The organism is Pseudofrankia coriaricola, from assembly GCF_001854805.1.
Taxonomy (GTDB): domain Bacteria; phylum Actinomycetota; class Actinomycetes; order Frankiales; family Frankiaceae; genus Pseudofrankia.
On the sequence record NZ_MBLO01000005.1, the window covers coordinates 1 to 22,613 of the forward strand.

General features: G+C 70.6%; 22 protein-coding genes and 2 pseudogenes. 8 read left to right on the forward strand and 16 right to left on the reverse strand.

Annotated features, from left to right (window positions below; translation table 11 throughout):
• Window positions 1–528 (reverse strand): annotated as a pseudogene (locus BCD48_RS01035) (C40 family peptidase); the annotation flags it as partial.
• Between the two features lie 354 nt (window positions 529–882).
• Here BCD48_RS01035 and BCD48_RS01040 point away from each other — a divergent pair.
• The gene (locus BCD48_RS01040) at window positions 883–1,314 is read left to right on the forward strand and encodes a BlaI/MecI/CopY family transcriptional regulator (RefSeq protein ID WP_083418001.1); all 432 of its coding nucleotides are present in this window, start codon (window positions 883–885) and stop codon (window positions 1,312–1,314) included.
• Entirely contained in the window at window positions 1,311–2,279 is a 969-nt protein-coding gene (locus BCD48_RS01045; RefSeq protein ID WP_131803697.1) for a M56 family metallopeptidase, read from the forward strand. The genes BCD48_RS01040 and BCD48_RS01045 overlap by 4 nt, the downstream gene beginning before the upstream one ends.
• Window positions 2,280–2,320: 41 nt before the next feature.
• Here BCD48_RS01045 and BCD48_RS01050 read toward each other — a convergent pair whose 3' ends face one another.
• The 3 genes from BCD48_RS01050 to BCD48_RS56305 form a co-directional block, all read right to left on the reverse strand.
• Window positions 2,321–4,861, reverse strand: a complete 2,541-nt coding sequence (locus BCD48_RS01050) for a heavy metal translocating P-type ATPase (protein WP_071046324.1) — start codon at window positions 4,859–4,861, stop codon at window positions 2,321–2,323.
• A gap of 104 nt (window positions 4,862–4,965) precedes the next feature.
• Complete coding sequence (locus BCD48_RS01055) at window positions 4,966–6,627, reverse strand: ABC transporter permease (protein WP_071046325.1); 1,662 nt, start codon at window positions 6,625–6,627, stop codon at window positions 4,966–4,968.
• On the reverse strand, window positions 6,624–8,177 hold the full coding sequence (locus tag BCD48_RS56305) for an MFS transporter (RefSeq protein ID WP_491677103.1): 1,554 nt from the start codon (window positions 8,175–8,177) through the stop codon (window positions 6,624–6,626). The genes BCD48_RS01055 and BCD48_RS56305 overlap by 4 nt, the downstream gene beginning before the upstream one ends.
• A gap of 57 nt (window positions 8,178–8,234) precedes the next feature.
• On the opposite strand from BCD48_RS56305, the pseudogene BCD48_RS01065 reads away from it, so the two are divergent.
• Window positions 8,235–8,510 (forward strand): annotated as a pseudogene (locus tag BCD48_RS01065) (C40 family peptidase); the annotation flags it as partial.
• 100 nt (window positions 8,511–8,610) lie between these two features.
• Here BCD48_RS01065 and BCD48_RS56310 read toward each other — a convergent pair.
• Window positions 8,611–9,168, reverse strand: coding sequence for a methyltransferase family protein (locus BCD48_RS56310; protein ID WP_241841424.1), 558 nt, complete (start codon window positions 9,166–9,168; stop codon window positions 8,611–8,613).
• Window positions 9,169–9,510: 342 nt separating this feature from the next.
• Here BCD48_RS56310 and BCD48_RS01075 point away from each other — a divergent pair, with 342 nt between their 5' ends.
• On the forward strand, window positions 9,511–9,816 hold the full coding sequence (locus BCD48_RS01075; RefSeq protein ID WP_198543023.1) for an SHOCT domain-containing protein: 306 nt from the start codon (window positions 9,511–9,513) through the stop codon (window positions 9,814–9,816).
• 58 nt (window positions 9,817–9,874) lie between these two features.
• Here the strand turns inward: BCD48_RS01075 and BCD48_RS01080 are convergent, their stop codons facing one another.
• The 3 genes from BCD48_RS01080 to BCD48_RS01090 all read right to left on the reverse strand — a co-directional run bounded on the left by BCD48_RS01080 (window position 9,875) and on the right by BCD48_RS01090 (window position 12,676).
• Entirely contained in the window at window positions 9,875–10,189 is a 315-nt protein-coding gene (locus tag BCD48_RS01080) for a hypothetical protein (protein WP_198543024.1), read from the reverse strand.
• 160 nt (window positions 10,190–10,349) lie between these two features.
• Window positions 10,350–11,957 (reverse strand): multicopper oxidase family protein, encoded by a 1,608-nt coding sequence (locus tag BCD48_RS01085; RefSeq protein ID WP_083418004.1) that lies wholly within the window; start codon window positions 11,955–11,957, stop codon window positions 10,350–10,352.
• Between the two features lie 104 nt (window positions 11,958–12,061).
• Window positions 12,062–12,676: a hypothetical protein gene (locus BCD48_RS01090; protein ID WP_071046328.1), complete on the reverse strand. Its 615-nt coding sequence runs from the start codon at window positions 12,674–12,676 to the stop codon at window positions 12,062–12,064.
• A 237-nt stretch (window positions 12,677–12,913) separates the two neighbouring features.
• Between BCD48_RS01090 and BCD48_RS01095 the strand changes: the two genes are divergently transcribed.
• Entirely contained in the window at window positions 12,914–13,732 is an 819-nt protein-coding gene (locus tag BCD48_RS01095) for a DUF4118 domain-containing protein (RefSeq protein WP_083418005.1), read from the forward strand.
• Window positions 13,733–13,975: 243 nt separating this feature from the next.
• On the opposite strand, the gene BCD48_RS01100 is transcribed toward BCD48_RS01095, so the two are convergent.
• A complete protein-coding gene (locus BCD48_RS01100; RefSeq protein WP_071046330.1) occupies window positions 13,976–14,356 on the reverse strand; it encodes an excisionase in 381 nt (126 codons plus the stop codon).
• A gap of 71 nt (window positions 14,357–14,427) precedes the next feature.
• On the opposite strand from BCD48_RS01100, the gene BCD48_RS01105 reads away from it, so the two are divergent.
• Window positions 14,428–15,555 carry a Clp protease N-terminal domain-containing protein gene (locus BCD48_RS01105; RefSeq protein WP_071046331.1) on the forward strand — a complete coding sequence of 376 codons (1,128 nt, stop codon included), beginning with the start codon at window positions 14,428–14,430 and terminating at the stop codon, window positions 15,553–15,555.
• Here BCD48_RS01105 and BCD48_RS56315 read toward each other — a convergent pair.
• The 6 genes from BCD48_RS56315 to BCD48_RS01125 are packed head-to-tail and all read right to left on the reverse strand — an operon-like array spanning window position 15,487 to window position 19,454.
• The gene (locus BCD48_RS56315) at window positions 15,487–15,753 is read right to left on the reverse strand and encodes a hypothetical protein (RefSeq protein ID WP_083418006.1); all 267 of its coding nucleotides are present in this window, start codon (window positions 15,751–15,753) and stop codon (window positions 15,487–15,489) included. The genes BCD48_RS01105 and BCD48_RS56315 overlap by 69 nt on opposite strands.
• Window positions 15,754–15,783: 30 nt before the next feature.
• The gene (locus tag BCD48_RS01110; RefSeq protein WP_083418007.1) at window positions 15,784–16,896 is read right to left on the reverse strand and encodes an epoxide hydrolase family protein; all 1,113 of its coding nucleotides are present in this window, start codon (window positions 16,894–16,896) and stop codon (window positions 15,784–15,786) included.
• Window positions 16,897–16,925: 29 nt separating this feature from the next.
• Window positions 16,926–17,330 (reverse strand): hypothetical protein, encoded by a 405-nt coding sequence (locus tag BCD48_RS45190; RefSeq protein WP_083418008.1) that lies wholly within the window; start codon window positions 17,328–17,330, stop codon window positions 16,926–16,928.
• On the reverse strand, window positions 17,327–18,229 hold the full coding sequence (locus BCD48_RS01115; protein WP_274536481.1) for a haloalkane dehalogenase: 903 nt from the start codon (window positions 18,227–18,229) through the stop codon (window positions 17,327–17,329). Before BCD48_RS01115 ends, BCD48_RS45190 begins: the two co-directional genes overlap by 4 nt.
• Entirely contained in the window at window positions 18,226–18,660 is a 435-nt protein-coding gene (locus tag BCD48_RS01120; protein ID WP_071046333.1) for a pyridoxamine 5'-phosphate oxidase family protein, read from the reverse strand. Before BCD48_RS01120 ends, BCD48_RS01115 begins: the two co-directional genes overlap by 4 nt.
• Window positions 18,627–19,454, reverse strand: coding sequence for an NAD(P)H-binding protein (locus BCD48_RS01125; protein ID WP_071046334.1), 828 nt, complete (start codon window positions 19,452–19,454; stop codon window positions 18,627–18,629). Before BCD48_RS01125 ends, BCD48_RS01120 begins: the two co-directional genes overlap by 34 nt.
• Before the next feature lie 92 nt (window positions 19,455–19,546).
• On the opposite strand from BCD48_RS01125, the gene BCD48_RS56320 reads away from it, so the two are divergent.
• Window positions 19,547–20,500: a winged helix-turn-helix transcriptional regulator gene (locus tag BCD48_RS56320; RefSeq protein ID WP_241841425.1), complete on the forward strand. Its 954-nt coding sequence runs from the start codon at window positions 19,547–19,549 to the stop codon at window positions 20,498–20,500.
• Between the two features lie 325 nt (window positions 20,501–20,825).
• Here the strand turns inward: BCD48_RS56320 and BCD48_RS01135 are convergent, their stop codons facing one another.
• The gene (locus BCD48_RS01135) at window positions 20,826–21,575 is read right to left on the reverse strand and encodes a hypothetical protein (RefSeq protein ID WP_071046335.1); all 750 of its coding nucleotides are present in this window, start codon (window positions 21,573–21,575) and stop codon (window positions 20,826–20,828) included.
• 295 nt (window positions 21,576–21,870) lie between these two features.
• Between BCD48_RS01135 and BCD48_RS01140 the strand changes: the two genes are divergently transcribed.
• Window positions 21,871–22,611: a hypothetical protein gene (locus BCD48_RS01140; RefSeq protein ID WP_071046336.1), complete on the forward strand. Its 741-nt coding sequence runs from the start codon at window positions 21,871–21,873 to the stop codon at window positions 22,609–22,611.
• The last annotated feature ends 2 nt before the right edge of the window (window positions 22,612–22,613 follow it).

Below are 22,613 nucleotides of genomic sequence, written 5' to 3' on the forward strand. Positions count from 1 at the left end.
GTCATCGTCGGTTCGCAGGATGGCGCTTTTCGACCAGCGGGTGCCGGTGACGACGACGATGTTGACCTGCTCACCCGCGACGGGTGCACCGGTCGCCGCCGCCGCGTGCACCGTGAAGGTCACCTGGTCGTTTGGCCTGATCGCCGTCTTGTCGGGCGTGATGGTCAGGGCTGTGAACTGCTGCGTCGGATTCGCGACCTCCGCTGCCAGCGCCACGCCGGCGGGCGCGTCCGTCGGAGCCGGCTGGTTGCCAAGCATGGAGGCGCCGAGCATGGAGGCCTGCATGATCGGGTCAGCGGCGGGCTGGCTGTCGCCGGGGGTGTCGGAGGTGGCCGCGGCGAAGCCCGTCATCGACGTCGCCAACGTTCCGCCGGCCAGGAGGACGACGGTGGCTGCCCGACGCCGAGGCTCGGTCGCCCGGCGGCGCAGGGACTCCTTGGGCGCCTCGTCCGGCCCCGATTCGGTGCCCGGGTCGCGCCTGGGCCACCTTTCGTCAAGGGACCGCCGACCGCCGACCCGAGCAGGCACCGTTTCTCCTCCCTCACCACGTCCTCAGACGCATCATCCGTAACAACTACGCCGGATAGTAGTAGTACTAGCCCCTCTAGTAGAAAAAGGGGTCAAGGGTGTCGGCGCGTCGGCCGGCTGCCTCGACCCCGGCCGAGACTCGGGGCCGAGGCGAGTGAGACGAGGCTCGCGCTCCCGGCGCCGATCTGGCGCAGGGCGGCTCGCCGCCCAGCGCATGTCCCAGCCCGACGACACGTGTTCGAAGGCGGGACTCTGTGACGCTGCCGGGCGCGACCGGCCGTCGAGCCGGCGGGGCGAGAGTCTCCTGCTACTAGGATGTTTCGTATTCGGCTGGCTAGAGGCGGTGAGGCGGTCATGCGTGGGCTAGGCGCGCTGGAGGCCGCAGTGATGGATCTGCTGTGGTCCGCGGGCGAGCCTCGGACCGTGCGGGCGGTCTTCGAGGAGCTCCAACAGCGGCGACGGATCGCCTACACGACGGTGATGACCGTGATGGACAACCTGCACCGCAAGGGTTGGCTGCGCCGAGAACTGGTCGGCCGCGCGTATCTCTACGAGCCCGTGCGTTCCCAGGAGGAGCACAACGCGGAGCTGATGGGCGAGGCGCTCGCCGACAGCCTGGATCCCGCAACCACGCTGATCCATTTCGTCGAACGGATGTCGCCCGAGGAGGCCCGGCTGCTGAGCGACGCCCTTGCCAGGGCAACGCACGGGGCCGGTACCCAGGGCTCCCGGAACGACGCGAACCGGCCGGGCCAGCGGCAATTGCCGTCGGATGGACAGACGTGATAGTTGCCGCGGTGCTGGTCACCTATGCGGTTGTGCTCGCCGTGGTGACCCCCCGGCTGCTACGTGGGGCAGCCTGGGCCGAGCGAGCCCCGCGGCTGGCGGTCTGCCTGTGGCAGGCACTGTCGCTGTCAGTGCTGGCCGCCGCCGGGCTGGCCGGGCTGGCGCTGGCAGTTCCGTCGGTACCTCTCAGCACCGATCTCGCTGAGATGCTGCAGGCCTGTGTGGTGTCGCTGCGGGACTCGTACGCCACCCCCAGCAGCGCGAGCGTCGCGGGAAGCGGACTGGCGGTGGTCGCGGCCCTGCTCATCCGGGTCGCCTTCTGCGCGACGGCCGGGCTGATACGGAGCGCGCGTGCCCGTCGAGAGCACGCGCTGAAACTCGCGATTCTCGCGCGGCCGGCGCCCACGCTCGGAGCGGTCGTCCTCGCCCACGAGACCGCCGCCGCTTACTGCCTACCCGGCCGCAACCAGCGAATCGTGCTCACGACCGCGGCGCTGGACGCGCTTGGCGAACGGGAGCTGGCGGCGGTGCTCGCGCATGAGCGCGCGCATCTGGTGGGCCGCCATCACCTGGCCTTGGCCGGCGCCGACGTCCTGGTCAGGGCGTTCCCCGCTGCGCCGCTGTTCACCGTCGCCCGGCGCGAGATCGGCCGGTTGCTGGAGCTGGCTGCCGACGACGCCGCGTCCCGCCGGCACACCCGCCTGTCGATCGCTACCGCGCTCGCCGTCTTGGCCGCTGGCGGCGGCGAGGGGGTAGGCCTGGCCGCGGGCGGACCGACGGCGCTGGGACGCGTCCATCGCCTGCTGGCACCGGCCAACCCACTCGGCCTCGTCCGGACAATGGCCGGCGGAACCCTCGCGGTGGTGCTGCTCCTCGTCCCGATCGCGATCGCCGCGGGACCACTGCTGGGCCTCGGCCACACCCTCTACTGCCCCCTACCGGCCGTCCCACCGCCCGCTAGCTGATCTTCACCGGTCATCCTCTGACGGCCGGCCGCGGCCCGTCGTCACGGCACGGGGGTCGCGGTGGGCCGCGCTTCGGCGACGGGCTGCGTGTCCGCCGCCTTGGTCAACGAGCGGGGGAGGCGTAGCCGCTTGAGGAGGAGGGCGTTGACGGCGACGAGGAAGCTGGATCCGGACATGGACAGCGCGGCAATCTCGGGACGGAGAACCAGCCCGATGCCAGGCTCGAAGACGCCGGCGGCGATCGGCAGGGCGATGGCGTTGTAGCCGACGGCCCAGCCGAGGTTCTGGCGCATCTTGCGCAGGGTGCCGCGGCCGATCAGCAACGCGGCGGGGACGTCGATCGGGTCTGAGCGCATGAGGACGACGTCGGCGGTCTCGATCGCGACGTCGGTGCCGGCGCCGATCGCGATGCCGAGGTCGGCCTGGGCGAGGGCGGGGGCGTCGTTGACCCCGTCGCCGACCATGGCGACCCGCCGGCCGGCGCGCTGTAGCTCGGTGACCTTGGCGGCCTTGTCACCGGGGAGTACCTCGGCGATGACGGTGTCGATGCCAAGCCCGTCCGCGATCCGCCGGGCGGTGGCCTGGTTGTCGCCGGTGAGCATGACGACCTCGACTCCCGCCGCGCGCAGGGCAGCGACCGCCGCCGCCGAGGTCGGGCGTGGAGCGTCCGCGAGGCCGATCACCGCTGCCGGTTGTGCATCGACCGCGACGAGCACGGCCGTCTGTCCGTCAGCGGCGAGCGCGGCGCGCCGCTCGGCGAGGGCGCCCAGCTCGACTCCTTCGGCCTCCATCAGCCGTGGGGTGCCGACGGCGACCCGGTGTCCATCGACGGTAGCCACCGCGCCCTGCCCAGGAACGTTGATAAATTCGGCCGCCCTGGCCGGCCGCAGGCTGAAAGCGTCCGCATGCCGGACGACGGCCGCGGCGAGCGGATGCTCGGACTCCCGCTCCACCGCCGCGACCAGCTGCAACAGCTCGGCTTCGTCGACACCGTCGGCGACGAGCACGTCGGTGACGGCCGGCTCGCCCTTGGTCAGCGTGCCGGTCTTGTCCACCACGACCGTGGTGATCCGAGCAGCCATCTCCAGCGCGCCCGCGTTCTTGAACAGGATCCCGCGCCGGGCGCCGAGGCCCGTCCCGACCATGATCGCGGTCGGAGTGGCCAGGCCGAGTGCGTCCGGGCAAGTGATCACAACGACGGTGATGGCGAACAGTACCGCCTCCTGCGCTGGCCGATGGGTGGCGAACAGCCACACCAGCAGCGTGGCGAGCCCGCCGGCCAACGCCACCAGAACCAGCCAGAACGCAGCCCGGTCTGCGAGACGTTGGCCCGGCGCCTTGCTGTTCTGGGCCTCCTGCACGAGCGCGACGATCTGCGCGAGCGCCGTGTCCGCGCCGACCTTCGTCGCCTGGATCCGCAGGGCGCCGGTGGTGTTGAGCGTCGCGCCGATCACGGGTGAGCCCGGCTGCTTGTGGACGGGCAGGCTCTCGCCGGTGACCATCGACTCGTCGACGTCGGACTCACCGGCCTCGACCACCCCGTCCACGGCGATCTTCCCACCTGGGCGGACGAGCAGCAGATCGCCGACGACGACCTCGCTGGTCGGGATCTCGACCGTCGCTCCGTCCCGCACGACCAGGGCCTTCTCGGGCGCCAGTTCGAGCAGGGTACGGATCGCGTCGTTCGCGCCGCCGCGGGCGCGCATCTCGAACCAGTGGCCCAGCAGCACGAACGCCGCCAGCACACTGGCCGCCTCGTAGAACACGTCACCGCCGCCGGTCAGCGTGACCACGGCCGAGTAGATCCAGCCGGTGCCGATCGCGACGGCGACCAGCACCATCATGTCCAGCGTGCGGGCGCGCAGCGCCCTGACCGCGCCGTCGAAGAAGATCCACGACGCCCAGAAGACGACCGGCAGACTCAGTACCAGCTGGAACACGTCGTCGCGCATCCCGAACGGCGCCGGTACGTGGAACCCGAGCACGTCGCGCCCGATCGCCGACCACAGCAGGATCGGCACCGAGAACACCGCCGCGACCAGGAATCGGTCGCGCATGTCGGCGACCATCGCCGACATCGACATCCCGCCGTGCCCGCCGTGACCCATCGCCTCGTGCGGCGACGCGACCCGTTCCCCCGGTCCCGTATGCCCGCCGTGCGCCACGGGTGTCACGGGTGTCACAGGCATCACCTGGGCGCCGACGTGCGCGGCGTGCACCCCATGGTCGTCATGCGTTGCTGGATGCGCCTCCCGGGGCACGGGCTCGGCCAGCGGGTCGCAGACGTGGCGCGGCACCGACTGCCCAGCGCAGTGATATCCGCAGTCACGGACCCAGCCGGCGAGCTCGGCCGCCGACGTCAGCCCCGGGTCGAACCGCACGAGCGCGGTCTGCGCGGTCGGGTTCGCCGCGACCTCGATGACACCGGGCCGCCGGCTGAGTACGGCCTCCACCCGGGCCTGCTCGGTCGCGCAGCGCATCCCGGAGACCTCAAGAACCGCCGTCGCGAGGGCCGGCGGCGATCCCTCTGAGCGCGGATTCTGAGCGGTACGCGGGTGTGGGTGGCGGTCCTGCCCGTCCATGCTCGGCTCCTTATCCCCTCGCGGTGGAGGCTCGGCCTCGCTGCTGCCCGCCGCGGACCGGCCGCGCCGCCCCAGCAAGGACGGGCCATGCCGCCACAATCCGACTATACCCCCATGGGGTATTTGCCCGGCGTCGTCGCGTGCCCGATCGGTGCCACCCCGCCGTGTGTGGGCCCAGGGTCGCCCGTCCGGGGAACGCGGGCGCGCGGGCGGCCGGGCGCGACGGCATGGTGGAACACCGCGCCTGCCAGGACGGCCAGTGCCACGAGCCAGGCCAGGGAGATCAGCAACGGGATGGTCTCGTCGAACGTCGGGGTGAGCGCACCGTCGAGCATGATCCGGTCCGGACCGTAGCCGGGTAGGGCGTGGGCCCAGAGAGGTGGCTCGTCGCGCAACATCGGGCTCTGGCTGATACCGAGGTCGAGGAACGGCATCAGGAAGGCGATGAAGACGCCGGCGACCCGGCCGAACAGGGGCCCGATGATGACGCCGAGCAGTGCGTAGGTGACCGCGACGAGCAGGTTCGCGACGATGTAGACGTCCCACTGGCGCGGGCTGGTCACGGTGGCGGTGATGGCGAGGGAGACGGCCGTGGCGACTAGGGCGGCGACGCCGACGGTGGTGAGGCGGCTGGCGAGCAGCGCGGGGACACGGTAGCCCGCCCGCGCGAGCCGCCGGTCGGCGACGCGGGAGTCGAGGACCAGGAACAGGCCGGCCAGCGCGGCCAGGGACGCGACCGCGATCGGCGCCATGGTCGCGCCGTGGACCTTGGGCATCGAGAACGTCCGCACTGTGCTCCGGCCGGCCTCGACGACGGTCATGGAGATCGGCCGGTTCGGGGTGGCGGCGTCGGCCAGCAGGATGAACACGGTCGGCACGACGACGAGCAGCACCCACAGCACGGGGATACGTCGGCAGTCCCGGAAACCCATCCGCAGCCCGGCGGCCAGCTGGTCGCCGACGGACCCGGGCCGGTGGCCAGGGCGTCGGCGGCCGGCGATGCGGCTGGCGGCCGTGACGACGGTGAACGCCACGGCGAGGGCGCCTGCCGTCCAGATAAGCGCGATACCAAGGTCGCCGATCCGTCCGCTGTGCCCGGAGGGCAGGTCGACCATCCACAACGTCAGGAAATGGGTCGGAAGGACGCGGGTGGCCAGCCGGTCCGCGGCGCCCATCGCCGGGCCGAAGAACACGTCGACGATCCAGACGAACAGGATCAGCACCATCCCGTTCACCGGGCTGTGCACGATCGCGCCGATGACGGCACCGATCGCGAGGTAGATCACCGCGAACATCAGCGTTCCCGCGATCGTGCGGCCGGGGTTGTCGACACCGGCCCGAAGCAGCAGGGCGACCAGCGCCGTCGCGGCCGCGAGCAGCGCCAGCACCAGCCCGCTGGCGAGCCTCGCCGCGACCAGCCGCGCCGGCGCGAGGCCCGCGAGCACCAGGCGCCGGTCAGCCGCGTGCGCCGCGCGGGTCTGGAAGTACATGGCGACGGCGGTGAGGAACCCGGCGGCCCAGCCGGCCGTCGCCGTCTGCACCGCCAGCCCGCCAGGCCCGCCGAGCAGCTTGGCGGCATCGCCGAGGGATCCGGCCACGACGACCACAAACACAGTCGGGACCAGGACGAGCATCGGCAGGTTCACCGGGTTGCGGGTGTAGTCGGCCAGGAACCTGCGCACGAACAGCGCCAGACCGCTGACACCGACGGGATCGCCCGGGACCCGAGCGGGCTCGGCGTCTGGCATGAACCGCCTGGTGGTCATCGTGACCCCCTCACGTCGTCCTCCCGGCCGACAGCGTCGCCACGGCGCCGGGTCGCGTCGTCGCGCGGCACGTTGTCGCCGTCACGTGTTTGGGTGACGCCGTCGCGCAGCCCGACGATGCGGTCGAAGCGTTCCTCGTCGGCCACGAAATGGCTGATAACCAGCACGCTTCGACCGGCGGCGCGGCGGTCGGCCACCAGCCGCCAGAACCGCTGATAGGTGTCCCAGTCGAAACCGGCATAGGGCTCGTCGAGCAGCAGCACCTCCGGATCGGCCAACAGCGCGAGCCCGAGGTTCAGTTTCGCCTTGGTACCCCCGGACAACTGGTCCGCACGGGTTCCCGCGTAGCGGGCGAAACCCAGCTCCTCATACAACATCTGGCGCGACTTTCGCGCTGCCTCGGTCGTCATTCCGTAGGCATGCCCGAACAGCTCGAAATGCTCCTCGCAGGTGAGCCGTTCATACAGCACAGGTTCCTGCGGGCAGTACCCGAGCCGGCCAGATCTAGTGATGACGCCCGCGTCCGCGGCCAGCTCCCCGACCAGAATCTTCATCAACGTGCTCTTGCCGAATCCGTTCTCCCCGACGAGCCCCACGACCTCACCAGGCCGCAGCGTCAGATCCACCCCGCGCAGCACCGGGTGAACCCGCCGCAGCGGCCACATCCCACGCCGGAACGACTTCTCGATACCGGCCGCCACCAACACCGGCTCCCCGACGCCGGCCGCGCCCCCAGACCTGTCCACCTGCCCCGCGTCCACCGCGAGCGTCGACTCGGTCATGATCCATCCCATCCCTTCCGGCCGGAGGCGACGAGCACATTCGGGACCGGCGGGGACCGGTCGGCGGGAGACGCGTTTCGCCTCGTGCGCGGAAGCGTGCAACGACGCTGTCCTTCTCGGTGGACGAGGGTGACGGCGACCGGACCAGTGCACGAGGCCGACCGCGATGCCGAGGGCGATCAGCAGGCCGCCGGCCAGCATGAAATGGGAGGTAGGTCGCCAGGCGAGCAGGCTGACCCCGACGAGCGGGCCGACGAACTGGCCGGCGCTGTTCGCCGCGCTCTTCATCCCAAGGGCGGCGCCCGCGCGGTCGCCCCTATCGGTCGACACCAGGACCGACAGGCTCGGGGTGATGAACGCGGACCCCGCGGCGAGCAGCGCGACGATCCCGAGCACGGCGGCGAACGTGCGGGCCGTGACGAGGACGGCGATGCCCACACCCAGGACCGCCAGACCGCCGGCGACCTGGACGGTCGGTGACACGAACTTCGACAGCACCCCGGCCGCGACAACCTGCAGGACAGCCATCACCAGCCCGCAGACCATGAACACGGCACTGGCCGAGGCGGGGCCGAGACCCAGCCGGCTTTGCCCGTAGAGCACGAACGTGCCCTCGAACAGCGCGGGGCCCGAGGACGAAGCCACGACCAGGCCGAGCAGCCAGCGCAGTCCCAGACCCTGCCGCCAGCGGTGCGTATCGTGCGTGAACTCGACGTCCTGGTCGAGATGTCGGGATTCGGGCAGGCCACGCACCGACGCGAGCAGCACGACCAGGGCCAGCAGCCCGGCGACGAGAAACGGCAGGGTCGCCCTGTCAACCCGCAGTACAGCTTCGACTGCTCCGGGCTGGTGCAGTACGTCTACAAGCAGCTCGGCAAGTCGCTGCCCCGCACCACCGACCAGCAGGTCGCGGCCACAGTCCGGATCTCGCGCGGCTCCGAACAGCCCGGTGACCTCATCTTCTTCGGCGAGCCGGGGTCGATCTACCACGAGGGCATCTACGCCGGCGACGGCCAGATCTGGGTCGCGCCCAAGAGCGGCGACGTGGTGAAGCTCGAACCCATCTGGACGTCGTCCTACTACGTCGGCCGGGTTCCGTAACCCCACGGACGGCGGCCCGCGGGCGGGACATCCCCTCCCGCCCGCGGGCCGCTGGCTAGCGTGCCGGCCCTCAGACGGTTCCCGCAGGACCGCTACCAGGTCAGCGAGTAACTGCTAGCCGTCCTGTCCACGTGGCGGCCGTGTTCCTGGCGGTCACCGCGCCGTCAGGAGTCGTCGCGGGCGTAACCGCCGCGACCATGGGCATGTTCGTGTCCTGTCCCATTGGGGTGGCCGTGGGAGACGGCGCCGACGTCCGACTCTTGAGTGTCTCGGCGGCGCTGGCCGTCGACCGGGTGACGAGCACGGTCGGCGGACCCGCGGGACCGTCGCCCGTCGACGGGTTGACCCGGGTAGGCCGCCGTCCGTCTTCTCCCCGATCAGGGGCAGCGCGGTGGCGGCGGGGGACGAACGCCGGAGTGGATGCGGCGTAGGTGGACCAGCGTTCGCCGAACCGCGTGGCGACTTCGCGCTCCTCGCTGCGGGCGAGCCGGGCGTAGACGGCAACCAAGATCGGAAACATGGCCAGGGTAGGGATCGTCGGCCACTGCAGCAGGAATCCGATCATTACGAGCAGGAGGCCGTCGTACTGGGGATGCCGGACCCGGGCATAGGGGCCGGTGGTGGCCAGCTTGTCGGTGCGCGCGGCCTCGTGCAGCACCCGCCAGGCGGCGGCGATCAGCCAGAAGCCGGCGCCGATGAAGACGTAGCTGGCCAGATGGAACGGGCTCAGGTGTGGGTCGCCCTTCCAGCCGATCAGGTCGTTCCACAGGTGCCCACCGGCATGGGTGTCGCGCAGGAGCGGGAACCTCGACCCCAGCCAGCCCGACTATGCCGGGCACCTGGGCATGGGGCGGTGACCGCTCGGCCCGGTGCCGCTAGGCCGAACAGCCCCTGCGCGCCCGTGCGGAAGGGAGCACCGTCGAAGGAGAAGGGATCGCGCATGGGGGCCGGCCGGAACCGCCGCCCAGTCCCAGCCCGATCACTGCGGGAGGTGGCTGTGATGATGTATGGGTACGACCACGACATGAGTGGCTGGGGCTGGTTCGCCATGTCCGTCGGCATGCTGCTGTTCTGGGCTGTGCTCATCACCGGCGCGGTCCTGCTGGTACGCGCTCTGATCCGCTCCGACGAGCGGAACCGCCCCTCGACGCGACCGCCCACCGAGCCGCCGGCTACCCATGGACCGGCTCGTCTGTCGCCCGAGCAGGTGCTGGCCGACCGCTTCGCTCGCGGCGAGATCGATGAGCAGGAGTTCCGTGCCCGGCTGGCTGCTCTCCACGAGGCCGACCACCTCGCCAAGCGCTGACGAGCGCGGCGGTATCCGTGGCCCGTGGGAACGCCGGCTTCGCGCCGCCTGTCGCCGGCTACTGGCGTTGGCCGGCGGCGACCGCGCCAGCGAAGAAGAGCGCTGCCGCGATCGGGTAGCCGGCGACGAGGTCGACCAGGCCTGAGGGCTGGCCGCCGAACACCTCCCAGCGCGCCAGCAGGTGCGCCAGGGCGACGACGGCACCGACGGCCATCAGGACCTGGCCCGCACGGATGATCCGCCGCCTGCGGCGATATCGCGCACGCCGCTCGGTCGCCTTGCGTTCCGCCGCTGTCAGTCCACCACCCGTCCGCGCCGCCTTGACCGTGCGAGGTTCTTCGGCTTCTCCGGGACCACAGATGCCCAGAGACATCGTCGGACCACCCCCACCGAGACGAGGGCCAGCACAGCGGCCGACAAGCCGCGGTGGGCCCACACCAGGCCGTAGTACTAGAAGCGAAAGTAGAACTGCGCGAGGAGGCCGACGGCTTGGCGGGCCGGGAGCGGCCCGCCGAGCCGAGGTCGGGCTGGTGTCAGGTGACGTAGGACAGGATGGTCATCATGCCGGCCGCCGCGTGGTAGGCGTTGTGGCAGTGGATCATCCACTGGCCCGGGTTGTCGGCGTCGAACTCGACTGCGACCGTGCCCATCGGCGGGACCAGCACGGTGTCCTTGCGGACCCCGTTCGAGGTCGGCGCGAGCACCGCGAAGGTGTGCCCGTGCAGGTGCATCGGATGGGCCATCATCGTGGCGTTCTGGAACACCAGCCGGATCCGCTGGCCCTGGTGGACCCGCAGCTCGGACGGGTGGTTGGCGGCCGGGTCGCCGGCGGAGTCGTCGAAGGACCTACCGTTGATCGTCCACCGGTAGTCGGTCGGGTCCGCGCCCAGGCGCAGCGTGATCACCTGGTCGGGCTCGCGGGCGGGCAGGGCGTCGGCGGCGGTGGGGTGGAGGTCCGCGTAGGTCAGCAGCCGGCCGTTCAGCTCCGCCGGCCGGTCGGCCGGGTTCGGTATCGGGCCGGCGGCCGTGCGCAGCACCGCCATCGCGATGCCGTCCTTGCCCTCCGGCGCCGCCATCAGCGGGAAGACCCCGGTCCCGGCGGTGATCTCCACGTCGTAGCGCTCGCCCATCGCGACCATCAGCGTGTCGACGTCCACCGGCCGCACCGGCCGTCCGTCGGCCGCGACGACCGTGAGCCGGTGCCCGCCGACACCGAACCGGAACACCGTGTCCGAGCCGGCGTTGACCAGCCGCAGCCGAATCCGCTGCCCCGGCTGCGCAGACAGCACATAGGGCTGCTCCGGCAGCCGGCCGTTGACCAGGTAGGCCGGGTAGGCGACATCACCGGTGTCTGCTCCGAGCGGGCCCATCCCGCCGCCGCCCATGTTCATCCCGGGCATCCCGCCCGAGCCGCCAGCTCCTCCCATGCCGGCCATGCCCGCCATACCCCTGGCCTGCAGGTCCTCGAGGACCTGGTCGGGTGATCGGCCCAGGCCGTCGGTCCAGTCATCGACCATGAGCACGGCGTCCGTGTCGTCGTCACGCGGCGCCGTCGAGTCCTCGACCACGAGCGGCGCGTACAGACCGGTGTCGAGCTGGGTCCCGACGTGGCTGTGGAAGAAGTAGGTGCCCGGGGTCGACGGCACGGTGAAGTCGTACGTGAACGACCCGCCCGGCGGGATCGCCGAGCCGGAGGCCCCAGGCGCGCCGTCCATGTCGTTGCGCAGCTCCAGGCCATGCCAGTGCAGCGACGTCTCCACCGGAAGCTGGTTACGCAACGTCAGACGCAGCCGGTCACCCACCTGGACCCGCAGCTCCGGGCCGGGCACGGTGCCGTCCAGCGTCCAGGTGGTCACGGTCTTTCCGCCGAGGTCGATCTTTGCGGGGCGGGCGGTGATGGTCCTGGTCACGGTGCGGCCGCTGGCCGGCCGGGCCCGCTCGGTGGCAAGGACGGCCGCTGAGGACGGCGCCACCAGTTGGCCACCGGTGTCGTCGCCACCGCGGGCCAGACGGGTGACGACACCGGCGGTCACCGCGGCGAGCGCGACGACGGCGACGAGGACGACGACGAGCACCCGGCGGCCGCGACGTCCTGGCGCGCCGGCGACAGCCCCCGACGGGGCTGAAAGTTGGGAAGACATGCAGGTTCTCCAGACGAGGAAACCCGGGCACGACCGGACAACGGACCGGTCCAAGCACCTGCCCGGGCGAACGGATCAGGGCATCGAGAAGCCGAGAACCGCTTCTACGTCCGCAGAACACACAGCCGCGCGAGCGCGGCGGCCGGCCGCGGCGGCCGGTCGGCGGCCCAGCCCGCGCGCATGCCCGGCGACATCAGGCCACCGACCTGCCCCGCGGGCCCTCGCCCGATCCGCCGCAGGAACGGCACAGCCAGCGACAGCGCGACCAGCGTCAACACCGCCAGGCACATCACGCCACCGACGTGGCCGGGCATCCCGCCCGCGCCCGTCTCGCCCGGCGCCGCCGCAGCGGCCATCGCCGACGCCGCCAGACCCGTGGCCAGGTTCCCGTCGGCGGGCCGCGCCATGGCCGCGCCCGTCATCGATGCCGCCTCGTCGATGGAGAGGTGGCCTGGCATCGTCACGGCGGACACGCCACCGCCACCCGCGGTCATGGCAGAGTGCCCGGCCATCGCCGGGGCCAGGCCGGCGTGCATCACGACCAGGGCAAGCAGCAGCGCCGCGACCGCGAGCCCGCTCGCTAGCGCCCCAAGCGACGCAGGCCAGCCGGTCCAGCCTGACACGTGCTCCCGCGTCAGCGGGCCCGCCCCGGGTGAACCATCCGGGACAGCGGTGGCTGGCGCCGCGAGCATCGTGGTCGGCTCCCCCTCCGTCGACATCGATGATAGTGCCGTTATCAACCTTCAGGTGATCCGAGAAGGTCCCGTATCGCCATGACCAATGGGGCAGGCCCAGGACGTGGTGCGTGACTCGGGCTCCGCCGGGCGTCCGGAAAGGATGCCGGTAAGAATGGCGGCTGGTGAGCCTGCCCCGTCGCATATCCAGCGCGCGGGTCCTCGCGTGGGCGCGGACCTTGCTGCTGGTCGGCGTGGTGTTGCTCGGCCTCATGCTGATGCATGGCGGCTTGTCCATCGAGCGGAGTCCTACGCCCGCTGCCGGCGCGGCCATTGCCACACATCCGGTCGCGCGCCTCGCCACTGACATGGCCGCATCGACGGACCGGACCGCTCGTCGGCGGGCTCTACCCGGCCGTGGTCACCGCGGTGGGAGCGGGCCTGCTCGCTGACTGGTTCTTCACCCCGCCCGTGCATTCGCTGTTCGTCCGCGGCCCGCTCAACGTCGTCGCGCTCACCGTCTTCCTCGTCGTCGCGCTCGCCGTCAGCGGCGTCGTGGAGGCCTCGGCCCGCTACGTCGGCGAGGCCGCCCGGGCCCGCGCCGAGGCGGCGATGCTCACTACGCTGTCCGGAAGCCTCATCGCCGGCCAGGTGGCGCTGCCAGTACTGCTCGACCGCGTCCGGGAGAGCTTCGCCGTCGAGTCGGTGACCCTCCTCCAACGCGGCGAGACAGGCGTCGCCCCCTCCCGCGACACCTGGGCTCTGGTCGGATTCCGCGGATTCCCGCCGTGCCTGGACCCGGACGACGCGGACACCGTCGTGCCCATCAGCCGGGACCTCACCCTGGCGCTGCGCGGCAGGGTCCTGCCCGCCTCCGACCGAAGCGTGCTGGCTGCCTTTCGCCGCGCAGGCCGCCGTCGCGCTCGAGCACCGCAGGCTCTCGACGAAGGCGGAGGAGGCGGCCGCCGCCGCGGCCACCGACCGCACCCGCACGGCGCTGCTCACATCTGTCGCCCCGATCACCCCGGCGGGAACCCATCTCGCACCGGCACGGCAGACCACGCCCTCCCGGCGTTCCTGCCACCGAGGCCTCGACGATAGTGCCCGCAACGACCTCCTGGCCGGCCTGATCTTGCAGCGGCTCTGTCCACCTCCCGCCCGCGGTGGCCCGTCCGCGTACTCCGGCCGGCGCAGCGAGCCGATCACGGCGCGCCGCGGCCAGGTCCCGTTTCTCGGAGGCCAGCACGTCGAGGACCTGGCCGTCGCATCGGCCCAGCTCACAGACCCAGGCCGACTTTTCGCACCCCACAGGGCTGATGGGATGGCCAGTCGTCGGCCGTCTGGTCACCCGGGCGCGGACCCACGGCGGCCAGTGGGGTCACGCTTTTCCAGGGCGGCCACCCTGGCCTCAAGGTCGTCGATCCGATGCTGGAGCAGCTCGACCAGCGCCTCCTCGCCGAGGCGCTTCTCCCACTTCCGGCGCAGCCGCGGGGACTCGCCAGCCCGCGCCGCGACCATCGCCAGCGGTACCAGGCGCTGCGGACCGTGTGGGCCGTCGACCAGACGAGAGGGGATGAGATCCCCGCGGTACCAGGTCCGCAACGCGGCACGGGACACGCCGGTCCTGGCGGCGGCCTCCTGGAGGGTCACCCAGTCGGAGTCCTCCAGTCGGGAAGCGAGTTCTCGCTCGACGTCCCACTGATCCAGACGATCGTCCCAGTTCACGGCTACCTCCTCATCGAGCCTATTATTAGCATGGTATTGACCGGGTTAGAAGGCGGGCCGATGCTGGCCTCATGTTCGAGCGATTCACCACTCAAGCCCGCCACGTCGTCGTCCTCGCCCAGGAGGAGGCCCGTGGACTCGATCACAACTACATCGGCACCGAACACGTCCTGCTCGGGCTGCTTGGCGAGACCGACGGCATCGCCGCGCGCGCCCTCGCCGAGATCGACCTGCCGATCGACATGACCCGGGCACGCGTCGTCGCGGCCGTCGGACGGGGCAAGAAGCCCCTGCAGGGCCACATCCCGTTCACTCCCCGGGCCAAGAAGGTCCTGGAGAAGTCACTACGGGAGGCGCTCGGCCTGCGGCACAACTACATCGGGACCGAACACGTCCTGCTCGGCCTGCTGGAGCTCAACGAGGGTCTGGCCGCGCGCATGCTGAGCGAGTGGAAGGTGGACAGCCGGGAGCTGCGCGCGCGAGTTCTCGCGCTCATCGCCGCGGACGGGGCCGACAGAGCGACCGGACGGCGGCGGCACGGTGCGCTCGCCGATGTCGACAGCGGCGTCCTCGGCATCGAGGAGGAAGAGCCGCGCCGCACCGCGGCGGCGATGGCCAGCATCTCGGGTGCGGGCGGCTATGCCGGTCATGACCCGGTCGGCTCGCACCACCTGTTGTTGGCCCTGCTCAGTGATCCCGCCAGTGCGGCGACCAGGACGCTGACGGGCCTCGGCCTCGACCTCTCGGCCGCCCGCGACGCCCTGCTCCGCGCCGAGCTGACTGGCACGTCGGACGAGCTGCCGGAAATAGCCGGGCGCCGCGGGATGTCGCTGCGCCTGACCGACGCCGCTGTCGTGGTCGAGGCCACCGATCGCCGGCTGCTGGGCCTGGCTCGCCTCGCCTTCGGCGCGTTGAGCGGCCGCCGTGCCTCCCCGGACCCCGGACCGGTGGCCGATGCCGACGCCGACGCCGGCGCTTCCTCGGACACCGAAGGTGAACCCGCCGCCGAGCCGTTGCTCAGCGGTGCGGATGCCGTCGCCGGCAGCCTGTCCGCCGTGTGGAAGGCATTGGAGGCCAGCCTGGAGGACATCCGCTCCCGCGCCGCGGCGGCGGGACGACCACACGCCTCGTCAGACGGCACCGACGAGACGACCACCGCGCAGCCCGACGACGAGCAGCCCGCGCAGCCACTGGCGTAGCGGGGCAGGCTCCACTCGGCCCACACCGACACCAGCGACGTCATCGGCCAAGCCCTCCAGGGCGGTGGCCGCTGTCCAGGGGAGCGGAATCCTGGCGCCCCGGTAGCGGTAACGGGTGACCGTCACGGTGGCCGGGTTGAACAGGCTGATCCCGTTCTGCGTTTTCTGCAACGAGATCATCATCGCGTGGATCTTCATCTGGCTAGCCGAAGATCCACGGGAAGCTCCCTAGCGCAGAGGCCGGAAGAATGCCCGTACGTCATCCACGAAGATGTCCGGCACCTCCATCGCGGGGAAGTGCCCGCCGCGGGGGAGTTCGGTCCAGTGCACGATGTTGAAGAATCGCTCGGCGTGCGGCCGGAGCGACCGGACCAGTTCTCCCGGGTAATTGGCCACTCCGGTTGGCACGGAGACCCGTCGCTGCGGCACCATCGTCTCCGGGGCCTGGCGTCGCTCCCAGTACAGACGGGCCGACGACGCTCCGGTGAGGTTCACCCAGTAGACCATCACGTTGGTCAGCATCTGGTCCTTGGTGAGGACAAAGCTGCCGCCGGACTGGTCGGTCCATTCGTAAAACTTCTCGATGATCCAGGCCGCCAGCCCGGCCGGCGAGTCGTCGAGCAGGTAACCGATCGCCTGTGGTCTGGTCCCCTGAATCGCGTCGTAGCCGCCGCCAGCGCGTCCCATCCGCCGCGCCCACGCTGTTGGGGGAGCGGCCGCCTCGCCGCTGGGCGGCGGCACGTTCATCAGGTTGACGTGCAAGCCAAGGACGCGTTCCGGGCGCAACTCAGCCATGTTGTAGGAGACGATCGCGCCCCAGTCCCCGCCCTGGACGCCGTAGCGCTGGTAGCCGAGCCGGTCGGCGATCTCACCGAAGGCGGCGGCGATCCGCCGGGGGTTCCAGCCCGCCTCCGTGGTCGGGCCGGAGAACCCGTAACCGGGCAGCGAGGGCACCACTAGGTGGAACGCATCGGCAGGGTCAGCCGGATCGGACAGCGGGTCGATCACGTCGAGGAACTCGACTACGGAACCAGGCCAGCCGTGGGTCAGGAACAACGGGACGGCCGTCTTGTGACGCGACCGAATGTGCAGGAAGTGGAAACGCTGGCCCTCGACCGTCGTAATGAACTGCTCGTAGCGGTTCAGGCGGGCTTCGTGGACCCGCCAGTCATAGGAGTCCAGCCAGTAGCGGATGATCCTCTGGAGTACCTCCAGGGGGATGCCCTGCTCCCAGCCGATGCCCGGTATCTCGTTCGGAAGCCGCGTCCGCCGCAGACGCTCGGCCAGGTCGGTGAGCACGTCGGCCGGCACGTCGACCCGGAACGGATCTAGCTCTGTCACTCTCGCGATGTTACCGAAGATGGCTGAGTTCAGGTCTCGCGCAGGATCTGGTAGAGGATGGCTTCTGTGTCGGCTGGCGGGGGCGCCTCGGTGACCAGGCGGTTCAGGATGTTCCAGTTCAGCCGCGCGGCGGGCTTGCTCAGGTACACGGCGGTGGCGTGCTGTTCGAGGTCGGCCACGTCGCGGAGCTCGTCTTCCGCGAGCTGACAGGGAGGGCCGCGCGAGGCGCGCGGAGGCGCCGTGTCCACGGTATGCGTGGCCGGGGGTGGGGCGTGACCGGCAGAGCGGCCCTGGTCGCGCATGCCTACGTGACCGGTGTCCTCGCGCCCCGGCACGTGGCCACCCGCGCCGGCCACCAGTGGTGGCAGGCACGCTGCCGCGACGATCTCGGCGGTCTGCCGGGTCCGTTCTTGGAAACCGCCATAACCGCTCACCCAGCTGCTCGCAGGTCGTGCTTGTCCAGCCAGGAAGCGATGGCGGTGGCGATCGCTTCGGGCTGGTCCTCCGGGGTCTGGTGGCCGGAGGCAAGATCGTGCCCGGCGATGTCGAGACTGGCGATGTTGGCGGCGCACCAGTCGACGAGCTCCGGGCCCATCATCGCGCCGAAGAGGGGCTGGAACGTGATCAGCAGCTTGGGCACGTCGGTACTGGCCGCGAGCCAGTCGTCGTAGCGGTCGACCCTGGCCACGACGTCGGCCGGCTCCCCGTCCAGCGGCATCGATCGTGCCCAGCGCAGCAGCGGCCGGCGGCTGGCGAGCGTGGGATACGGCTTGCGATAGGTTTCGAAGTCCTCATCGGTGAGCCGGGCGACCATGGTGGGCAATGCCTCGATGAACGCGTTCTGGTCCAGCATCATCGTCTCGCCCATCCCGGGAGTCTTGATCGACCGGAACAGCTCGCGGCCGGCCTCGGGGAATTCCTGCCACGACATCGGCTTCACGATGGTCTCGGTGAACGCGATGCCCCGCACGCGGCCGGGATGGCGTGCGGCCCAGTCGAAGGCGAGCGCCCCGCCCCAGTCATGGCCGACCAGTACGACGTCGTCGAGACCGAGCGCGTCGAACCAGGCGTCCAGATAGTGGGCGTGATCGTCGAAGGTGTAGTCGATGTCCGGCTTGCCCGAGTCACCCATGCCGATCAGGTCCGGCGCCAGTCGTCTGCCTGGGTCGCCGACGGCCGACATGATGTGCCGCCACCCGTACGACGACGTGGGATTGCCGTGCAGGAAGACGATCGGCGCCCCGGTGCCGGCCTCACGATAGAAGATCGTCGAGTCGAGAACATTCTTGGTAGGCATGAGAGATTCCTTTTGTCGCGTTGAGTGGAACGTCAGATGTTGAGGCTCGTCACCCGGTCCATCGCGATCTCGATCACGACTCGCCCTGGCGGATTGGGTGGCGGGGACTGGTAGCGCCCGGTGTAGCGGCGCACCCCCTCGGCCACCCGGCGGGGATCGTCGGACACCGTGGCCGTGCCTTCGATCGTGATCCAGCGAAAACCCGCCACCTGACAAAGAGCGGCGCGGCCACCTGGGTTTGCGGTCAGGTTCCTGGCCTTGCGCGAGGCGGCGACGGTCATCACCCTCGCCAGCCCCGCGTCGTCGTCCCAGGTGAAACGCACCACCACCACATGAGGAGAGCCGTCGGGCCGGACAGTCGTCAGCGTCGCGACGTTCGCCTCGGCCAGGAAATCCTCGGCCGAGGCCAACAACCGCTTCGCCTTCGCGCGGGTCACTTGAAGGCCGCGATGTTGCGCGCCGCCCATTCGGAGAAGGTGCGGGCCGGGCGGCGAAGGACCTGCTCGACGTCAGGGCTCACCTGCTGCTCCTCGGCCGAAGGCAGGCCCAGGATGTCGAGAGTGCTTTCCACGACCGGCTCGGGCATGAACCGCAGCATCTGGGCCCGAGCCTCCTCGCGGCTCTGCTCGGCGAACCGCACCGGCTCGCCCAGTGCGGCCTCGATCGCCGCGGCCTGCTGCCGGGGTGAGACCGGCGCCGGCCCGGTCAGAGTGTAGGTATTGCCTACGTGACGGGCGTCGCGCAGCGCGACCGCGGCGACTTCGGCGATGTCAGCCGGATCGATGCCCGGTATCGCGACATCGCCGAACGGCGCGGCAACCATCCGTTGCGTACGGACCATTTTGGCCCACTGGAGCGCGTTGGAGTAAAAGCCACTCGGCCGCAGCATTGTCCATTCCAGACTCGACTGCTGAACGGCCTTTTCCAGGTTCGAGGGATGGCGCCCGGTGACGACGCCTTGGGAGGACAGCAAGACGACCCGCCGAACGTCGGCGGCTCGCGCGACTTCGAGGACGTCGCCGAGGTTGCCGCCGGCCCCCATGAACTCGCCAGAGGTCAGCAGGAACAGCGCCTCAGCCCCGTCGAGGGCAGGTTTGAGGTTCTCCGGTTCGAGCAGGTCGGCCTGCTGAAACGCCACCTCCGCGGGCACATCCTGGGCAGCGATCCGTCGAGCGACCGCTGTCACCTCTTCGCCGGCGGTGACCAGGGCCTCCACCAGCGGCCGTCCCACGTTGCCCGTCGCTCCGGTTACCACGATCATGTTCGCTCCCAAATCCGAGTTCGTTTTCCTGACTCGGCCAAGCTACGACCGGGGAGCTGGTAGGTACCTAGAGGAAAGTATTGGGGAACAGTGTGGAAGTGACCGAGCTCACCGAGGTCGATCCGGAGCAGGCATGCCCGATCGCGCCCGTGGTCGACATCGTGTTCAGCCGTTGGACCACCCCGATCCTGTGGGTGCTCAACGAGTTCGGGCGGCAGCGATTCGTGGAGCTGTCGCGCCGCCTCACCACGATCACGCCCAAGGTGCTGACCCAGCGGCTACGGCAAATGGAACGCGACGGGCTCGTCGAGCGCACCTACTACCCCGAGGTCCCACCGCGGGTGGAGTACGAGATCAACGAACTGGGCCGCAGTCTGGCACCGCTGTTCGCGGCGCTCTCGGAGTGGTATGGCCAAGAACGTTGGCAACCGGGAAGCGACGAGGTGGCGACCGCACCGTTAACGTTCGCCGCTCGTGGTTACAAGCCTGTCGGCGCGGGGGGACGAGGGCAGCGCCGCCGCACCAGCGACCGGGGTCTGGCCGTCAGCGGGGGGACCGGTAGCCGCCGAATTCTTGCCGAAGCAGGCCCGCGTCAGTGCTTGACCGGCGCGGCTAACCTGCGGTGTGTGCACCCGTTGCTGCGCATGCTGGTTGGCATTGGCTCGGGCCGGTTACCCGAGCAACTGCGCGCCGAACTCGCCGCCGAAGGGCTGGTCCTGTTGGAGGAGGGGTTGACCGGGTCGGTCACGTACCGCCGTTACCGGGCTCCGGGCGAGTGGACGTCGTGGAGCAAGGAGGCCGCCTCCGGCGCCATCGCGGTCACGGCCGGGCGCCTGGTGGTCTGGGCCGGCCGGATGAAACACATCGACGTGCCACATGCCCATCCGATCCGCTCCACGATCAAGGTGGTCGCCGACCGGCCGGACCGGATCTGCTTCGCCTATGACGCTGGGACAACCAATCCGTCCCGGTCCGGCCAGGTGGAAGTCCGGCTGCGCACGGCGCAAGCCAGCCGAGTCGCCCACCTCCTGACCGCCGGCAGGTGAGCGAGCCACCCCCGGGTGTCCCGGGCGTCGGGCCGCCCCACCAGGGGCGCTGGACGACTAAAATGTCCCAAGTCAGGTTGTAGTGCCACAGCGCGCCGGGCCGGTCGGTGGCGGCGTGGTTGTCGCAGAGGTAGGCCGCGGCGGCGTTGACGGCGTCCTTTGTTGGCTGACATCAGGTTTGCCACGCTTGGCTTTAGCTCAGCTGGTGGATGGTGGATGGTGGAACGAGCAGCGCCTCGGCCACGGCCGGTCGGACTGGTGGACCGCTTCGCGCGCCCGGTCCCGCGTGGCATCTCGACACACGGCCGATCGTGGACGGGATCGTTCACGGCAGGTACCGGGCCCAGTCGTAGGAGACGAGTGCGTGGAAGGGCGCGGCCAGGAGGGGCTCGACGCCGGCATCGCTCCACCGCTTCTCCAGCAAGGGCCGCAAGTCCTCGGCCACGGCCACCGGGTCGTCGTCGAGGAAGCAGTAGCTGATCCGCAGTCCGGCGTTGTTCCTCGTCGTGTACGGCGGTTGCATCGGCAGCGCGCCGCCCCACCACACGCCGCCGACGCCCGGGACGTCGGCCAGGGGCGCCGGCGAGGCGTCGCCGCGCTCGACGAGCATGTACACGCCTCTCACCGGCCACCATGGCAGCACGTCGGCGCCGACCTTGATCCGGGACGCCGCGACGGTGCCGTCGAGGCGGTAGACGGCCCGTTCCACCAGCGGGAGGAGGTAGGGCGTCCGGCCGGCATCGATCATGGCGACGTTCAGGTCGTTGAAAGCCGGCAATCCGGCCACGTCGGTGAACAGATACGTCATGACGTGGTCGGTGGCGTCGTAGCGCCCGTCGCCGGCCGCTCGGGCCGCTCGGCAGGTTGGCGTCGAGACCAGGCGAAAGGACGCCCGCAGGGACGGGAGCCGATGCTGCTCGGGGCGATGATCGAGCGAGTGCCACGCCAGGTAGTCGGCATCGCGGCCCTCAGGGTGGCGCGCCGACATCGACACGTAGATCGTGGTCACATCGGTTCGACCGGTGGCGAGCATCGCCGGGACGTCGTCCGACGGGGTGCCGACGAGGGCGGACATGGGCGACTTCCTCTCGTGGTCAGGGCGGGTGCGGCGCGGCGTCGGGGCCGAGCACGACGGGAGCCTCGGCGGCGAACCACGGCCGCGGACCCGACGCCGAGCCCGCCTCGGCGCCGGCCGGTCCGCTGCCCCCGACTTCGGTGGCCTCGTCCGAGGGGGGCCGACGAGCGCTGCCATGGCCGCTATCCTCGCCGCTACATCAAGTCCTTGACAACCCATTACATCAAGTCCTTGATAATCGATACTCTGCGCGGAGGTACCGAGTGGGGACACGGCGCAAGAGACGGAGATCATCGTGCTCGACGGAGTCGGCATACCGTCGGACGACGTCCCGGAGATCCTCGCCACCGGACGGACGGACATCACCACCATTTTCGTGTCGATGGCGGCGCGCCACCCCGACGGCGGCGACGCCGACTACCTCGAGTGGCACACCTTGGATCATCGGCCTGAGCAGCAGCGGCTGCCGACCCTGCGCGCGTCGCTCCGGCTCGTGTCGACGCCCAACTGCCGGGCCGCCCGCGCGGCGAGCCACGCCGGCTACGACGGCGCCGACCATGTGATGACGTACTTCTTCGCCGACATCGTGGGATTGGAGGAGTTCAACGACCTCTCCGTCGCGCTGCGGAACGCGGGGCGGACGCCGTTCGTGCTGCCGCCGGTGCAACGCGGCGTCTACACCGTCGAAGCCACAGCCGCGGCCCCACGGATCAGGGCTGGAGCCGATGTGCTGCCCTGGCGGCCGGTCACGGGCGTTTACGTGCTGCTGGAGCAGGGCACGGCACCGACCCACGCGCTCGTCGAGATTCCGGGCGTGGCCGGCATCTGGTCGGCGACGTCTACGCCGACGGCGTTCTCGACCGCCGCGGCCGGCCAGCAGATCACCTACTGCTTCCTCGACGACGACCCGGTTGACACGGCGGCGCGGCTGCGTCCCGTGCTCGAACGGCGTTGGGAGACAGCGGCGGTCTCACGGCTGCTGGCTGGCCCTTTCTACCCGGTCGTTCCGTACGCGTGGGACCGGTACCTTCCCTGATG

Excerpts from the sequence above, each read along its gene's own strand:
- BCD48_RS01055 (WP_071046325.1), bottom strand. The coding sequence starts at position 6,627 with ATGACCACCAGGCGGTTCATGCCAGACGCCGAGCCCGCTCGGGTCCCG.
- BCD48_RS01080 (WP_198543024.1), bottom strand. The coding sequence starts at position 10,189 with ATGTCTCTGGGCATCTGTGGTCCCGGAGAAGCCGAAGAACCTCGCACG.
- BCD48_RS01105 (WP_071046331.1), top strand. The coding sequence starts at position 14,428 with ATGTTCGAGCGATTCACCACTCAAGCCCGCCACGTCGTCGTCCTCGCC.
- BCD48_RS01090 (WP_071046328.1), bottom strand. The coding sequence starts at position 12,676 with ATGTCGACGGAGGGGGAGCCGACCACGATGCTCGCGGCGCCAGCCACC.
- BCD48_RS01050 (WP_071046324.1), bottom strand. The coding sequence starts at position 4,861 with ATGGACGGGCAGGACCGCCACCCACACCCGCGTACCGCTCAGAATCCG.
- BCD48_RS01040 (WP_083418001.1), top strand. The coding sequence starts at position 883 with ATGCGTGGGCTAGGCGCGCTGGAGGCCGCAGTGATGGATCTGCTGTGG.
- BCD48_RS01075 (WP_198543023.1), top strand. The coding sequence starts at position 9,511 with ATGATGTATGGGTACGACCACGACATGAGTGGCTGGGGCTGGTTCGCC.
- BCD48_RS01135 (WP_071046335.1), bottom strand. The coding sequence starts at position 21,575 with ATGTCCGCCCTCGTCGGCACCCCGTCGGACGACGTCCCGGCGATGCTC.
- BCD48_RS01095 (WP_083418005.1), top strand. The coding sequence starts at position 12,914 with ATGGCGGCTTGTCCATCGAGCGGAGTCCTACGCCCGCTGCCGGCGCGG.
- BCD48_RS01085 (WP_083418004.1), bottom strand. The coding sequence starts at position 11,957 with ATGTCTTCCCAACTTTCAGCCCCGTCGGGGGCTGTCGCCGGCGCGCCA.
- BCD48_RS56315 (WP_083418006.1), bottom strand. The coding sequence starts at position 15,753 with ATGAAGATCCACGCGATGATGATCTCGTTGCAGAAAACGCAGAACGGG.
- BCD48_RS01120 (WP_071046333.1), bottom strand. The coding sequence starts at position 18,660 with ATGGGCGGCGCGCAACATCGCGGCCTTCAAGTGACCCGCGCGAAGGCG.
- BCD48_RS01125 (WP_071046334.1), bottom strand. The coding sequence starts at position 19,454 with ATGATCGTGGTAACCGGAGCGACGGGCAACGTGGGACGGCCGCTGGTG.